Source organism: Dactylosporangium sp. NPDC000521 (assembly GCF_042898305.1).
In the GTDB taxonomy this organism is placed as follows: Bacteria; Actinomycetota; Actinomycetes; order Mycobacteriales; family Micromonosporaceae; genus Dactylosporangium.
Genome location: NZ_JBIAYW010000003.1, coordinates 819,436 through 833,619, shown reverse-complemented (window position 1 = coordinate 833,619; position 14,184 = coordinate 819,436). Strand labels below are relative to the sequence as shown.

The window sequence follows — 14,184 nt, the reverse complement described above, 5'->3', positions numbered from 1 at the left end:
ACGTTTGTTTACGCCCGTAAGGTTAGATGCGTCAGCTAACACTTGTAAAGTTATCGGATGTCGATCCGCGGCGTGGCGGCCGTCACCGCTCCTCGGTGAGCAGGTAGTAGCCGTCGCGGGAGATGCCGGCGATCCGCCAGCCGTCGGCGAGCCGCCCGGCCATGACCTCCCGCACCGCGAGCCGCCACGCCGTCGCGCCCGCCGGGTCGCGGGCCCGCAGGCCCTCCACGTCCGGCGGCACGGCCACGAGCAGCGCGGGCGCCGGCACGGCCGGCAGCCGCAGCGGCGTGCCGTCGCCGGCACGGTCGAGGAGCTTCGCCGTACCGCCGACGTCGACGCCGGCGGGAGTGCCATGGGCGGCGGCGACGGCCTCGGGTGCGGCGAGGCGCCACACGAGCAGCAGGCGGTCGCTGAGGTCGCCGCTGTTGATGCCGTCGGCCATCGCGCCGTAGAACTCGGGCAGGTAGCGGACGGCGTGGCCGCCGAGCTTGCGCAGGTTGAAGGAGGCGTTGCGCAGCACGAGCGGGTCATAGGTCCAGCGGACCTCGGGCACGTCGCGGGCGAGCGTCCAGGCCCGCTGGTGCTGCTTGATCGCGAACCCGACCCCCGTGCCGACGCCACCGGGCTCGACTCCCGCGACGAACGAGTGCAGGTGCGGCGTGCCCCGCTCGTCCCGGCCGAAGAAGCCGACGGCGGCGCCGATCAGCCGGCCGTCACGGTACGCCCCGGCGACGTAGTTGCCGGAGTGCGCGTAGGTCCGCAGCAGGCCCGGCGCGGCGATCTCGGCCCGGTGCTCGGCCCGCCAGACCCGCCGCAGCAACTCCGACACGTCGTCGAACGCGGCCGGGCCGGGCACGTCGGCGGTCTCGACGATCGCCACCCCCGCCCGTTCCGCGGCCACCGCGGCACAGTCCCAGGCGTCCGCCACCAGGGCGGCGGCCGCCGCGGGTAATCCCTCGACACCGTCGGAGGACGGGGAGGCGGCCAGGTTCACCGCGCCCGGCCGATCGCGTCGACCAGGCCGGCGACGAGGGCGGCCCGCTCCGGCATCGTCGCCAGGTCGGACCACTCCCCCTCGGCGTGCGCGTTGCCGCCGATGACGCCGAGCCCGTCCAGGGTCGGCACGCCGATGCCGGCGGTGAGGTTGCCGTCGGAGCCGCCGCCGACCGCCTCGCCTTCCAGCGGCGGCAGGCCCAGCTCGGCGCCGACCCGGCGGGCCAGGGCGAACAGCGACGCCGACGCCGACTCGGGCATCGCCGGCCGGGACGGGCCGAGCTCGACGGTCAGTTCGGCGCCCGGCAGGACCGGCCGCAGGCCGCGCAGCGCCTCGTCGACCCGGGTCAGCTCGGCCGGGTCGAACGCGCGGACGTCGACGCTGACCCGGGCGGCGGCCGGCACCGTGTTGCTCGTGGTGCCGACGACGGCGTCGGTGGGGGTGACGGTCGTGCCGGGTGGGGCGCCCAGCGCCGCGATCCGCAGCACCTGGTGCGCCAGCTCGATCCCGGCGTTGATCCCGAGGTGCGGGGCGACGCCGGCGTGCGACGCGCGGCCGGCGACCCGCAGCGAGTAGTGCGCGATGCCCTTCCGGGCGACCTTCAGCCGGCCTTCGGCGCTGCCCTCGAGGATCAGCGCGCCCGCGGCGCCGGCGGCCGTGTCCTCGATGAGCGCCAGCGAGGTCGGCGAGCCGATCTCCTCGTCGGAGTTGCACACGACGGCGACGCCGTCGAGGTCCGCGACCGCCGCCAGGGCGTGGAAGAGCACGACCAGGCCGCCCTTCATGTCCACGACGCCGGGTCCGGTGCAGCGGTCACCGTCGACGGTGAACGGCCAGCGGGCCAGGGTGCCGACCGGCCACACCGTGTCGAAGTGGCCGACGAGCACCACGCGGACCGGTCCGTCGCCGAAGCGCCACCGCAGGTGCGGCCGGTCGGCGACGACGACCCGCTCCGGCGCCAGCCCGGTGCACCGCCGGCCGACCTCGGCGACGACGTCGGCGCATCGGGCCAGGGCTTCGAGGTCGGCGGACGGCGACTCGACGGCGACGAGCCCGGCAAGATCTTCACGCATGGCGGGCGCGGCTGCCCGCAGCTTCTCCAACGTGCTCATCGATCCAACCTAGCCGGATCACCGCCCCGGCACTCGGCGAAGAAGGCGGCGGAGCCCGCCGGAACGCCGGGCCGCTCGTGTCGTCGGCGGCCGGCCACCCGGCGGTCAGCGACCCACCGCCGCCCCGGTCCGTCGATCCTCAGCACCTGGATCCCGAGGCCTGGCGCCGGCGCACGGGTCAGGCGGTCGCCTTGCGCAGGGCGGTCCAGGAGAGCGCGGCCAGCAGGACGACCGCGATCGAGGGCCAGCCGGCGAACAGGGACAGCGCGCTCTGGCCGAGGAGCCAGTCGCCGACCGCCGGCCACTTGCCCGCTCTGGTGACGAGCGCGGCGGCGAGCCCGAGGACGAGCATGACGGCGGCGATCGCGCCGAAGACGCCGTTGGTCCGCCAGCGCACGTACACGGCGCCGAGCGCGATCCCGATGCAGCTCATCAGCAGCATCGGCACGCCGTACACGAGCAGCTGGGTCGGCACGCCGTAGGTGCCGAGGTCCCCGGGGGCGAAGAACCGCAGCCGCAGGCCCCACCCGCCGGTGGCGTCCTCGACCGCCTGGAAGACGACCAGGAGCACGGCGTAGATGACGGTCTGCGCGAGCGTGAACAGGCCGATCGCGGCGCCGAACTCGCGCCGGGTGACGCTCATCCCGAGCGCGAACGGGAACTGCTGCGCCATCGCCATCGCCCCGAACGCGAGCGCGGTGATGTAGATGCTGGCCAGGCCGCCGGTCACGGGACGGTCGCCCATCTCCTCGCCCATCGAGCCGTACAGCACCAGGTTGACGGCGAACGCGATGCTGAGGATGACCAGCGGCCAGACGAGGCCGTCGCGGCGGCCCGCGGCCTGCATGCGGACGATGGCGAACACGCGGTTCATGAGACGGCCTCCCGTGCGGTGATGCGGACGACGAGCTGCTGCAGCGAGACCGGCTCCAGCTGGACGCCGGCCTCCCGGGCCGGCCCGGCCGGGACGGCGCCCCGGACGGTGGCCCGGGTGAGCGATCCGAGCTGCTCGCGGTGCAGCTCGTCGGTGTTCACGGTGAGCCGGTCGACGGCCGGCGCCGGACCGGTGACGGTGACGACCTGCCCGCGCAGCGCGTCGGCGGCCTCGTCCAGGACGATCCGGCCGCGCTCGATGAGCAGCACGTGCTCGAGCAGGTCGCCGACCTCGTCGATGAGGTGGGTGGAGAGCACCACGGTCCGCGGGTGCTCGGCGTAGTCGGCGAGCAGCCGGTCGTAGAACAGCTGGCGGGACACGGCGTCCAGGCCCAGGTACGGCTCGTCGAAGAACGTCAGCGGCGCCCGGGACGCGAGCCCGACGGTGACGCCGAGCGCGGACAGCATGCCGCGGGACAGCTTCTTCACCAGCCGGCCGACGGGCAGCTGGAAGTCGGCGACGAGGGAGCGGGCGAACGCCTCGTCCCACCCGGGGAACAGCAGCCGGCCGGCGAGCAGCACGTGCCGCACCTTGAACGTGTCCGGGTAGCGCTGGCTCTCCTTGACGAAGCTGATCTGCCGCAGCACCTGGCTGTTCTCGACCGGGTCGGCGCCGAAGACACGGACCGTGCCGCCGGTGGCGAACTGCTGGCCGGTGAGCAGCTGCATGAGGGTGGTCTTGCCGGCGCCGTTGCGGCCGAGCAGGCCGTAGATGCCGTTGCGGCGCAGGTCGAAGCTGACGTCGTCGAGGGCGGTGACGGCGCCGAACCGCTTCGAGACACCCTGCACCGACACGACGGGGGTGGTGGTCATCGCTGCTCCTCGTGGCGGTCGATCATCGTCTTGAGCTCGTCGGGGTGGATGCCGAGCTTCGCCGCCTCGGCCAGCAGCGGCTGCAGGTACAACTCGCTGAACTGCTCCTTGCGGCGCTGCCGGAGCCTGGCCCGCGCGCCCGGGGCGACGAACATGCCGATGCCTCGCTTCTTGTAGAGCACACCGTCGTCCACGAGCTGGTTGACGCCCTTGGCGGCGGTGGCGGGGTTGATCCGGTGGAAGGCCGCGAGCTCGTTCGTCGACGGGACCTGCGTCTCCTCGGGCAGCGAACCGTCGACGATCGACGTCTCGATCTGCTCTGCGATCTGCAGGAAGATCGGCCGTCCCTCATCCATCGGCTTGGTTCGTCGGTTCATTACTCATGTAACTAACCATGCAACCTCGGCGGCGTCGCGTCAAGCGCCGGCCGTCGCGGGGTAGCGTCGAGACGTGCAGAAGATGGCGTGGCTGGCCGTGCGCGACCGGGACCCCGCGGCGGCGCTCGGGCTCACCGAGCTCGGCGAGACCGGCTGGCGGGACGGCGTCGACCTGGCGTACTTCACCGACGACCGCCTGATCGTGACGCCCCCGGTCGACGGGTGGATCCTGGTCCTGGGCATGGCGCTCATGAAGGACCGGCCGGACGTGACGGGGCTCAGCGCGGCCCTGGAGACCGAAGTGCAGTTCTTCTCGTCACATCGTGGGCTGCAGGTGTACCGATGGCAGCGGGCCCGCTCGGGGGATCTGCTCCGGTCGTTCGCCGCCACCGACGGCGAGATCGACGAGATCGGCGAGGCGTCGGACCTGGAGCGGTCCTTCGGTCAGCTCGTCGACGACGGCGACGTGCACCGGGTCGCGGCGCAGTGGAGCGTCGACCCGGGCACGGTGAACGTCCCGGTGCGCGTCTTCAGCAACGGGCCTTGAGAACGGGGCTGAGCGGGAAGTTCGTCGCTCAGCCGCGGCTGCGGCGGCCGCGGCTGCGCCACGAGAACGGGCCGGGCAGGTCGTAGCGGTGTGCCCTGGTCTTCGAGTTCCACGACCACCGGCCGATCTTCAACCCCCACGAGGACAGGCCCTTCGGGGTGAAGTTCAGCACCAGCGGGCCGAAGCGCATCGCCTTGCGGAACAGGATCGGCACGGGTCCTCCTCGACGTGGTGTGCCGTCAAGGATGACCCATGCGCGCCACCGGCGGGGTTGAGGGGTCGTTCTACGTTGGACACATGGCCCAACAGGTGAAGTACGACCGCCGCGAACAGTTCGAGCAGATCCAGTCCGGTCTGCTGCCCGGCGAGACCATCATCGCCGTCTACGACGCCGTCGGCATCGGCACCGGGTTCATCGGCCTGACCGACCGCCGCGTGATCCTGCAGGACCGCTCGTTCGTCGGCAAGCGGCTCGCACTCACGTCGATCCCCTACCAGAAGGTGACCGCCGTCTCGATCGTCAGCAACAAGTCGTGGGCGGGCAACTTCTTCAGCAGCGGCAACATCGCCGTGCACGTCGGCGCCCACACGTACGAGATCGAGGTCCGCGGGGTCGAGAAGACCCAGCACATCCACAACGTGATCCTGCACTACGCCGTGTCCCACTGACCTACGGCGTGCCCCACTGACCTACGCCGTGCCCCACTGGCCTACGGCGTCAGCACCACTTTGCCGGTCGTGTGGCCGAGCTCGCCGTACTCGTGCGCGCGGGCGACCTGGTCGAGGGGGAAGACCCGGTCGACGTGGACGGTGAGCCGGCCGTCGAGCACGAGCGCCGTAAGGTGCTCGAGGCCGGCACGGTCGGGCTCGGCGAGCAGGAACACGCCGCCCGCCTCGATCGCGGCGGCCTCGTCGGCACCGTTGAGAGCGACCAGCGCCCCTTCCGGCCCGAGCGTCGCCACCAGCTCCGGGATCTGCCCCGCGATCGTGGCGACGGCCACGTCGATGTCTTTCACGCCGGCCAGGTCGCCGGGCCGGTGATCCAGGACCTCGTCGGCGCCGAGGGACCGCACGAAGTCGTGCTTGGGCGCCGACGCGGTGCCGATCACGTACGCGCCGCGGGCCTTCGCGATCTGCACGGCGAGGTGGCCGACGCCGCCGGCCGCGGCCGGGATCAGCACCCGCTGGCCGGCGAGGACGCCGGCGGTCTCGACGAGCACCTGCCAGGCGGTGAGGCCGGCGAGCGCGAGCCCGCCGGCCTGCTCGTGGCTGAGGTTGAGCGGCTTCAGCGCGAACTGCCGGGCGGGCCCGGCGACGTACTCGGCGTAGGCGGCCGCCTCCCCAGGGAAGCGCGGCATCCCGAACACCTCGTCGCCGACGGCGAACCTGGTGACGCCGGTGCCGGTCGCGGCCACGACCCCGGACAGCTCCCAGCCGACGGTGAACGGCGGGGTGCCGAGGAAGCCGCCGCCGGCGCGGACCTTCCAGTCGACCGGGTTGACGCCGGCGGCGTGCATCTCGACCAGGATCTCGGTCGGGCCGGGGTGGGGAACGTCGGCCTCGACGACCCGCAGCACCGACGCGTCGCCGAGCACGTTCTGCGTCACCCGGCGCACCGCGCCACCTTCGTCCCCCGTCGCATCACTCGGACGGTAGCACCGTCTCCGCTGCCCAGGACCGCCAACGGTCGAGCTTGCCACCGGCGACGGCGAGCTGGTCGGCGACCGGCCCCGGCCCCGTCGACCCGGGCGTGGTGCGCGCCGCCAGGGCGCCGGGGACGGAGAACACCTCGCGGACCGCGGGCGTCAGGTGCGGGCTGACGGCCTGCAGATCCTCGTCGGAGACCTCGTCGAGGCCGATGTCGCGGGACGCGGCGAGCACGACGAGCTTGCCCGTGATCTCGTGCGCGTCCCGGAACGCCACGCCCTGCCGGACGAGCCACTCGGCGACCTCGGTGGCGAGGGTGTAGCCGACGGGCGCCTGCTCGGCGAGCCGGTCGACCCGGACCGTCATCGTCGAGATCATCCCGGCCATGGCCGGCAGGACCAGCTCCAGCGTGTCGACCGCGTCGAACACCGGCTCCTTGTCCTCCTGCAGGTCCCGGTCGTACGCGAGCGGCAGGCCCTTGAGCATCGCCAGGACGCCGGTGAGGCCGCCGATGAGCCGGCCGGACTTGCCGCGGGCGAGCTCGGCGATGTCGGGGTTCTTCTTCTGCGGCATGATCGACGACCCGGTCGCGAACGCGTCGTCGAGCTGCACCCAGCCGAACGCGGGGGTCGTCCACAGCACGACCTCCTCGCCGAGCCGCGACAGGTGCACGCCGGTGAGGGCCGCGACGAACAGGAACTCCGCGACGAAGTCCCGGTCCGAGACGGCGTCGATCGAGTTGGCCGCGGCGCCCGCGAAGCCGAGCTCCTTCGCCACCTGCGTCGGGTCCAGCGGCAGCGACGACCCGGCGAGGGCACCGGCGCCGAGCGGGCTGACCGAGGCACGCGCGTCCCAGTCGCGGAGCCGGTCGAGGTCGCGCAGCAGCGACTGCACGTGCGCGAGCAGCTGGTGGCCGAACGCGATCGGCTGCGCCGGCTGCAGGTGCGTGAACCCGGGCGCGGGCGTGTCGACGTGCCGGGCGGCCTGCTCGACGAGCGCGTCGGCGAGCTCGACGATGCGGGCGGCGACGCCGCGGGCGTGGTCGCGCAGGTACAGCCGCAGGTCGGTGGCGACCTGGTCGTTGCGGGACCGGCCGGCGCGCAGCTTCCCGCCGAGCGCGCCGAGGCGCTCCAGCAGGCCCCGCTCGAGGGCGGTGTGCACGTCCTCGTCGTCGACCGTGGGACGGAACTCGCCGGCGGCGCACGCCGACTCCAGGTCGTCGAGCGCGGCGAGCATCCTGCCGAGCTCGTCGGCGTCGAGCAGCCCGGCCCGGGCGAGGACCCGCGCGTGCGCCCGCGAACCGGCGAGGTCGTACGGCGCCAGCCGCCAGTCGAACTGCACGCTCACCGACAGCCGGGCAAGGGCCTCGGCGGGCCCGCCCGCGAACCGGCCGCCCCAGAGACGGGTCGGGGACTCAGAAGACGAAGTTGCCACGCGACGATCCTTCCATGTGCAAGATCGCGTTATTTCGACGGGCTGTCGAGATGGGCCCATTCGGTGAGTTTCGCCGCGAGCAGCTCTCCGGCGGTCGGCTGTCCGTGCGGGTCGGGCGCCTGCCGGGCGACGACGAGAATGGTGTCGTCGCCGGCGATGGTGCCGACGATGTCGGGCAGCCCGGTGCGGTCGATGGCGCTGGCGAGGAACTGCGCGGCGCCGGGCGGGGTGCGCAGCACGACGAGGTTGCCGGAGCTGTCGGTGCCGGTGAGCAGCTCGCGCAGCAGCCGGATCAGCCGGGTCGGGGCCTCCTCCGCCGGGCGCAGCGCCCGCTCGCCGTCCTCGGGGATGAGGTACTCGCCGCGGACCTTGACGGCCCGCAGCTCCTCGAGGTCCCGCGACAGCGTCGCCTGCGTCACCTGGATCCCGTCCCCGGCAAGCAGCTCCGCCAGCTCCGTCTGCGACCGCACGGCCGACCCGCGGATCAGCGAGGCGATCCGGTCGTGCCTGGCCGCCTTGGAGACCGGTGTGCTCACGAGTGGTCCAGCAGCCAGGCGAGCAGCGCCTTCTGTGCGTGCAGCCGGTTCTCGGCCTCATCCCAGATCGCACTCTGCGGGCCGTCCATCACCTCGGAGGTGATTTCGTCGCCACGGTGCGCGGGCAGGCAGTGCAGCACGATAGCGTTGGCACGGGCGTTGGCCATGAGCTCGGCGTTCACCTGGAACGGGCGGAAGGGTGTGATCCGGTCGAGCCCGTCGCCTTCCTGACCCATCGACGTCCACGTGTCCGTGACGACGACGTCCGCGTCCTTCACGGCCTCCGCCGGGTCCGGCACCCACTCGACGTCGCCGCGCCGGCGCGCGGTGTCCACAATGGACGCGTCGGGCTCGAAGCCGGGCGGGCCGCTCAGGCGCACCCGCATGCCCGCGGTGACACCGGCGAGCGCGTAGGAGTTGGCCATGTTGTTCGCGGTGTCGCCGAGGTACGTGAGGGTCCGGCCCTCCGTCGAGCCGAGGCGCTCCCGTACCGTCAAGAGATCCGCGAGCAGCTGACACGGGTGGAAGCCGTCGGTGAGCGCGTTGATGACCGGCACCGTCGCGTGCTCGGCCAGCTCCGCCACGCGGGCGTCCACATTCGACCGGATGACGATCGCCGACACGTAGCGCGACAGGACCTTCGCCGCGTCACCGATCTCCTCGCCGCGGCCGAAGTGGGTGCTGACCGCGTCGACGATGAGCGGGGTGCCGCCGAGCTCGGCGATGCCGACCTCGAACGACACCCGCGTCCGCAGCGACTGCTTCTCGAAGATGACGGCGACGGACCGCGGACCGGCGAGGGGCTTGAACCCGTGCCGGTCGGCCTTCATCGCCGCGGCCAGGTCAAGGATCTCCCCCTGCTCGGCGGTGGTCAGGTCGTCGTCCCTGAGCAGATGGCGGGGCATCAGGCCTGCACCGCGTCCAGGGCCGGGCCGAGCGCGGCGAGGAACGCGTCGGCCTGCTCGTCGGTGAGGATCAGCGGCGGCGCGATGCGCAGCACGTCCGGCTGCGCCGCCTGGGCGAGGAACCCGGCGTCGCGCAGCACGGCGGCGAGCGCGCCGGCGGCCGGCCCGTTGAGGACGATGCCGAGCAGCAGCCCGGCGCCACGGACCTCTTTCGTCAGGGGGTGCTCAAGCGCCTCGACACCGTGGCGGATGCGCTCGCTGAGCTGCTTGACGTGCTCGAGCAGATTGTCGGACTCGATGGTGTCGAGGACGGCGAGGGCGGCGGCGCAGCAGACCGGGTTGCCGCCGAACGTGGAGGCGTGCTGGCCGGGGCCGAGCAGGGTGGCGGCACCGTCGAACGCGATCATCGCGCCGAGCGGCAGCCCGCCGCCGAGGCCCTTGGCGAGGGTGACGACGTCGGGGCGGACGCCCTCGGCCTGGTGGGCGAACCAGTGCCCGGTCCGGCCGATGCCGGTCTGCACCTCGTCGAGGGCGAGCAGCGCGCCGTGCCGGGCGGTGATCTCCCGCGCGGCGGTGAGGTAGCCGGCGGGCGGGACCACGACCCCGGACTCGCCCTGGATCGGCTCGAGCAGCACCATCGCGGTGTCGCCGTCGACGGCCGCCTCGAGGGCGGCGACGTCACCGTACGGGACGTGCACGACCTCACCGGGCAGGGGGCGGAACGGCTCCTGCTTCGCCGGCTGCCCGGTGAGCGCGAGGGCGCCCATGGTGCGGCCGTGGAACCCGGCCTGCGCGGCGACGATCTTCGTGCGGCCGGTGCGGCGGGACAGCTTGAACGCGGCCTCGTTGGCCTCGGCGCCGGAGTTGCCGAAGAACACCGCGCCCGGCCGGCCGCCGAGGTCGAGAAGCCGCTCGGCGAGCGCGACGACCGGCGGCGACGCGAACAGGTTGGACACGTGGCCGAGCGTGCCGATCTGCGAGGTCACGGCGGCGACGACGGCCGGGTGGGCGTGGCCGAGCAGGTTGACCGCGATCCCGCCGAGAAGGTCCACATAGGACCGTCCGGCCTCGTCGACGACGACGGATCCGCTGCCGCTGACGAGCCCCAGCGACGGCGGGCCGTACGTGTTCATCACCGACGCCTCGAACCGCTGCACCAGCGTCATGAGCTCACCACCATGGTCCCGAACCCTTCCGATGTGAAGACTTCCAGCAGCAGGGAGTGGGGCACTCTGCCGTCGACGACGTGCGCGGCGGGCACGCCGCCCTTGACGGCGCGCAGGCACGCCTCCATCTTCGGCACCATCCCCGACTCGAGGGTCGGCAGCAGCTCGGTGAGCTCGTCCGCGGTCAGCTGCGAGATCAGCGACTCCGGGTCCGGGTAGCGGGCGTACAGGCCCTCCACGTCGGTGAGCACCACGAGCTTGCGGGCCTTGAGCGCGATGGCGAGCGCCCCGGCGGCGGTGTCGGCGTTGAGGTTGTGCAGCACCCCGTCGGCGTCGGGCGCGACCGTCGACACGACCGGGATCCGCCCGGCGGCGATGAGGTCGGCGACGGCGGCGACGTTGACGTGCTCGACGTCGCCGACCTGACCGATGTCGACGGGTGCGCCGTCGATGATCGCCGGCCGGCGCACCGCGGTGAACAGACCCGCGTCCTCGCCGGACATGCCGACGGCGTGCGGGCCGTGCTCGTTGATGAGCCCGACGAGCTCCCGGCCGACCTGCCCGACGAGCACCATCCGGACCACGTCGGCGGTCTCGGGGGTGGTGACGCGCAGGCCGCCCTTGAACTCGCTGGCGATGCCGAGCCGTTTGAGCATCGCCGAGATCTGCGGCCCGCCGCCGTGCACGACGACCGGCTTGATGCCGACGTGGCGCAGGAACACCATGTCGGCGGCGAACGCGCGCTTCAGCTCGTTGTCGAGCATGGCGTTGCCGCCGTACTTGACGACGATGGTGCTGCCGGAGAACCGCTCCAGCCAGGGCAGCGCCTCGATGAGGGTGTTCGCCTTGCCCAGCGCGATGCCGAGGTTCCGCCCGTTCATGCTGTTTGCTTTCCGTTGCTCATGGCTTCATCGCTTGCGGTCTCGTCGCTTGAGGTTTCGTCGGTCACGATGAATAGGCCGAGTTCTCGTGCACGTAGCCCATGGACAGGTCGTTCGTCAGTACAGTGGCGGCGGCGGCACCCGCGTGCAGGTCGACCGTGACCGTGACCGCGCGGGCGCTGAGGTCCACCTTGGACCGGTCCTCCCCCGCGGCGCCGCCCTTGCAGATCCACACGCCGTTGATGGCGACGTCGACCTCGTCGGCCTCGAACTCGGCCTTCGTGGTGCCGATCGCGGCCAGGATCCGGCCCCAGTTGGGGTCGTTGCCGAAGAACGCGGTCTTCACCAGGTTGTTGCGGGCGATCGACCGGCCGACCTCGACCGCGTCGTCCTCGCTCGCCGCGCCGGTGACCTCGATCGCGATCTCCTTCGTCGCGCCCTCCGCGTCGGCGACCAGCTGCGCGGCGAGGTCCTTGCAGACGGCGGTGACCGCCTGGGCCAGCTCCTCCGGGGACGGCTGGATCCCGGCGGCGCCGCTGGCCATCAGCAGCACAGTGTCGTTGGTCGACATGCAGCCGTCGGAGTCGATCCGGTCGAACGAGACCCGGGTCGCCTCCCGCAGCGCGGCGTCGAGCACGTCCGCGTCGGCCACGGCGTCGGTGGTCAGCACCACCAGCATCGTGGCGAGCCCCGGCGCGAGCATGCCGGCGCCCTTGGCCATCCCGCCGACGGTGAACCCCTGTCCGCTGTGGACGGCGGTCTTCGGCACGGTGTCGGTCGTCATGATGGCCCTCGCGGCGTCCGCCCCACCGTCGCGCGCCAGCCCACGGGCGGCCGCGTCGACGCCGGACAGCAGCTTCCGCAACGGCAGCCGCTCACCGATCAGGCCGGTGGAGCAGACCGCGACGTCGCCCGCCCCGACCGGGAACCGCGACGCCCGCCCCGACAGCACGGCCGCGGTGTGCTCGGCGGTCGCGTGCGTGTCCTGGAACCCCGCCGGCCCGGTGCACGCGTTGGCACCGCCGGAGTTGAGAATGACGGCCCGCACGATGCCGGCCCGGAGGACCTGCTGGCTCCACAGCACCGGCGCCGCTTTGATCCTGTTGGCGGTGAACACGGCCGCCGCCGTCCAGTCTGGCCCGTCGTTGACGACGAGCGCCACGTCGAGCGCCCCGACGGTGGCCTTGATGCCGGCGGCGACCCCGGCGGCCCGGAAACCCTTCGGCGCGGTGACAGTCATGGCGCGATCCCGTCGGCAGTGAGGCCCGCGCCCTCAGGCAGCCCGAGCATCAGGTTGGCATTCTGTACCGCCTGCCCCGCCGCACCCTTGACGAGGTTGTCGATCGCGGAGACCACGACGATCCTGCCGCTGTCGACGTCCACGGTCGCCTGCAGGTGCGCGGCGTTGCTCCCGAACGTCGACGCCGTGTGCGGCCACTCCCCCTCCGGCAGCACCTGGACGAACGGCTCCCCCTCGTACGCCTTGTGAAGCACCTCACGCGGGTCCTCGTCGCTCAGCGCCTTCGCCGTCACCGTCGCCAGGATGCCGCGCGGCATCGGCGCCAGGACCGGCGTCATCGACAGCGACGTGGCTCCGGTCGCCTGCTTGATCTCCGGCACGTGCTGGTGCGCCCCCACCTTGTACGGCGACAGCGACCCCATCACCTCGGACGCCAGCAGGTGCACCTTCGCGGACCGGCCCGCCCCCGACGTCCCGGACGCCGCGACCACCACGACGTCCTCCGGGTCGGCGACGCCCGCGGCGATCAGCGGCGCGAGCGCGAGGACCACCGACACCGCATAGCAGCCGGTGTTGGCGACCCGGCTCGACGCCGCGATCCTCTCCCGCTGCCCGGGCAGCTCCGGCAGACCATAGGTCCACGTCCCGGCGTGCTCGCCGGGGTAGTACTTCGTCCAGTCGGCGGCCGCCTCCAGCCGGAAGTCCGCCCCGATGTCGACCACCTTCACCGACTCTGGCAGCTGCGCCGCGAGCGCCGCGGACTCTCCGTGCGGCAGCGCCAGGAACACCAGGTCGGCGCCGGACTCGACGAGCACCCCCGCCTCGGTCGGCGCCAGGACCACGTCACGCAGCGACCGCACGTGCGGGTGCACCGCCCCGACCTTCGACCCGGCCTGCGCAAAACCAGTTGCCACCCCCAGGTCGAGATGCGGATGCCCGGCGATCAGCCGCAGCAACTCCCCACCCGCGTACCCTGAAGCCCCCGCCACAGCGACTCGTATTCCCATGCGTCCAACTGTATCTCTATGCATGCGTAGGTTTCAAGCAGATTGCGAGTCCCGTTACTCCGGCCTCGACATTCCCCGCGGCAGATACACTGCGTGATTCTCCAACTGCGCCTCTGAAGGTCAATTAGGTGGATGGAGGTAGGATGCTGGAGACCGGAACGCAGCGGCCATCGCAGGTCCCGGTAATCGCTCGCCAACCCGGCGGCCGCTTCGGCGCCAGGCCGACGACCCACCACAACCGTCCCCGCCTTCGCGCGCGCGAACACGGGGAGCAACCTCGGTGGCTCGTCGACGCTGGAGTTCGGAGCGCCTGACTGTTCGACACCGGCCGCCTCGGCGACCGACCCACGAGCCCCGGCGATCTGGCCCGCCCCTGGACCCAGCCAGCTGGACCGGATCGGCTGGCCTGCGAGCCCCGCCCGGGATCGCCCGATCCGGACCGGCGGCCCGCCCGCGCCTGCGATGGCTCGGACCGGTTGCCCTAGCCGGCAGCCTGGGCTCGCAGCCCGGACCCGCAGCAACCGCGCCCAGCTCGCCCGCGTCCTCGCCGAACCGGCAGCCCGGACCCGCAGCCCGGACCCGCAGCCCGAAC

Annotated in this window: 16 protein-coding genes; 2 read left to right on the top strand and 14 right to left on the bottom strand. The window is 72.6% G+C overall.

The features are described from left to right. Positions 1 to 82: 82 nt before the first annotated feature. The 5 genes from ACFY3L_RS13985 to ACFY3L_RS13965 all read right to left on the bottom strand — a co-directional run bounded on the left by ACFY3L_RS13985 (position 83) and on the right by ACFY3L_RS13965 (position 4,208). Entirely contained in the window at positions 83 to 994 is a 912-nt protein-coding gene (locus ACFY3L_RS13985) for a GNAT family N-acetyltransferase (protein WP_389322528.1), read from the bottom strand. Continuing rightward, positions 991 to 2,106 (bottom strand): M20 family metallopeptidase, encoded by a 1,116-nt coding sequence (locus ACFY3L_RS13980; RefSeq protein ID WP_389322526.1) that lies wholly within the window; start codon positions 2,104 to 2,106, stop codon positions 991 to 993. Before ACFY3L_RS13980 ends, ACFY3L_RS13985 begins: the two co-directional genes overlap by 4 nt. Before the next feature lie 178 nt (positions 2,107 to 2,284). Then, the gene (locus ACFY3L_RS13975) at positions 2,285 to 2,980 is read right to left on the bottom strand and encodes a hypothetical protein (protein WP_389322524.1); all 696 of its coding nucleotides are present in this window, start codon (positions 2,978 to 2,980) and stop codon (positions 2,285 to 2,287) included. Then, positions 2,977 to 3,852 (bottom strand): ABC transporter ATP-binding protein, encoded by an 876-nt coding sequence (locus tag ACFY3L_RS13970; RefSeq protein WP_389322522.1) that lies wholly within the window; start codon positions 3,850 to 3,852, stop codon positions 2,977 to 2,979. The genes ACFY3L_RS13975 and ACFY3L_RS13970 overlap by 4 nt, the downstream gene beginning before the upstream one ends. Continuing rightward, complete coding sequence (locus ACFY3L_RS13965) at positions 3,849 to 4,208, bottom strand: GntR family transcriptional regulator (protein WP_389322520.1); 360 nt, start codon at positions 4,206 to 4,208, stop codon at positions 3,849 to 3,851. The genes ACFY3L_RS13970 and ACFY3L_RS13965 overlap by 4 nt, the downstream gene beginning before the upstream one ends. Before the next feature lie 103 nt (positions 4,209 to 4,311). Between ACFY3L_RS13965 and ACFY3L_RS13960 the strand changes: the two genes are divergently transcribed. Continuing rightward, positions 4,312 to 4,776 carry a hypothetical protein gene (locus ACFY3L_RS13960; RefSeq protein ID WP_389322655.1) on the top strand — a complete coding sequence of 155 codons (465 nt, stop codon included), beginning with the start codon at positions 4,312 to 4,314 and terminating at the stop codon, positions 4,774 to 4,776. A gap of 28 nt (positions 4,777 to 4,804) precedes the next feature. Here ACFY3L_RS13960 and ACFY3L_RS13955 read toward each other — a convergent pair whose 3' ends face one another. Next, on the bottom strand, positions 4,805 to 4,990 hold the full coding sequence (locus ACFY3L_RS13955) for a DUF4236 domain-containing protein (RefSeq protein ID WP_389322518.1): 186 nt from the start codon (positions 4,988 to 4,990) through the stop codon (positions 4,805 to 4,807). Between the two features lie 83 nt (positions 4,991 to 5,073). Here ACFY3L_RS13955 and ACFY3L_RS13950 point away from each other — a divergent pair, with 83 nt between their 5' ends. Further along, on the top strand, positions 5,074 to 5,445 hold the full coding sequence (locus ACFY3L_RS13950; protein WP_344503609.1) for a PH domain-containing protein: 372 nt from the start codon (positions 5,074 to 5,076) through the stop codon (positions 5,443 to 5,445). Positions 5,446 to 5,486: 41 nt separating this feature from the next. On the opposite strand, the gene ACFY3L_RS13945 is transcribed toward ACFY3L_RS13950, so the two are convergent. The 8 genes from ACFY3L_RS13945 to argC all read right to left on the bottom strand — a co-directional run bounded on the left by ACFY3L_RS13945 (position 5,487) and on the right by argC (position 13,592). Beyond that, on the bottom strand, positions 5,487 to 6,392 hold the full coding sequence (locus ACFY3L_RS13945; RefSeq protein ID WP_389322515.1) for an NADP-dependent oxidoreductase: 906 nt from the start codon (positions 6,390 to 6,392) through the stop codon (positions 5,487 to 5,489). Positions 6,393 to 6,417: 25 nt separating this feature from the next. Continuing rightward, positions 6,418 to 7,857: an argininosuccinate lyase gene (gene argH / locus ACFY3L_RS13940; RefSeq protein WP_389322513.1), complete on the bottom strand. Its 1,440-nt coding sequence runs from the start codon at positions 7,855 to 7,857 to the stop codon at positions 6,418 to 6,420. A gap of 29 nt (positions 7,858 to 7,886) precedes the next feature. After that, entirely contained in the window at positions 7,887 to 8,393 is a 507-nt protein-coding gene (gene argR / locus ACFY3L_RS13935; RefSeq protein WP_389322511.1) for an arginine repressor, read from the bottom strand. Then, positions 8,390 to 9,298 carry an ornithine carbamoyltransferase gene (argF, locus tag ACFY3L_RS13930; RefSeq protein WP_389322509.1) on the bottom strand — a complete coding sequence of 303 codons (909 nt, stop codon included), beginning with the start codon at positions 9,296 to 9,298 and terminating at the stop codon, positions 8,390 to 8,392. Before argF ends, argR begins: the two co-directional genes overlap by 4 nt. Continuing rightward, on the bottom strand, positions 9,298 to 10,464 hold the full coding sequence (locus ACFY3L_RS13925) for an acetylornithine transaminase (RefSeq protein WP_389322507.1): 1,167 nt from the start codon (positions 10,462 to 10,464) through the stop codon (positions 9,298 to 9,300). Before ACFY3L_RS13925 ends, argF begins: the two co-directional genes overlap by 1 nt. Continuing rightward, on the bottom strand, positions 10,461 to 11,345 hold the full coding sequence (gene argB, locus ACFY3L_RS13920; protein ID WP_389322505.1) for an acetylglutamate kinase: 885 nt from the start codon (positions 11,343 to 11,345) through the stop codon (positions 10,461 to 10,463). Before argB ends, ACFY3L_RS13925 begins: the two co-directional genes overlap by 4 nt. 64 nt (positions 11,346 to 11,409) lie before the next feature. Beyond that, positions 11,410 to 12,585 (bottom strand): bifunctional glutamate N-acetyltransferase/amino-acid acetyltransferase ArgJ, encoded by a 1,176-nt coding sequence (gene argJ, locus ACFY3L_RS13915; RefSeq protein ID WP_389322503.1) that lies wholly within the window; start codon positions 12,583 to 12,585, stop codon positions 11,410 to 11,412. Next, positions 12,582 to 13,592, bottom strand: a complete 1,011-nt coding sequence (argC, locus tag ACFY3L_RS13910; protein WP_389322501.1) for an N-acetyl-gamma-glutamyl-phosphate reductase — start codon at positions 13,590 to 13,592, stop codon at positions 12,582 to 12,584. The genes argJ and argC overlap by 4 nt, the downstream gene beginning before the upstream one ends. Positions 13,593 to 14,184 lie beyond the last annotated feature (592 nt).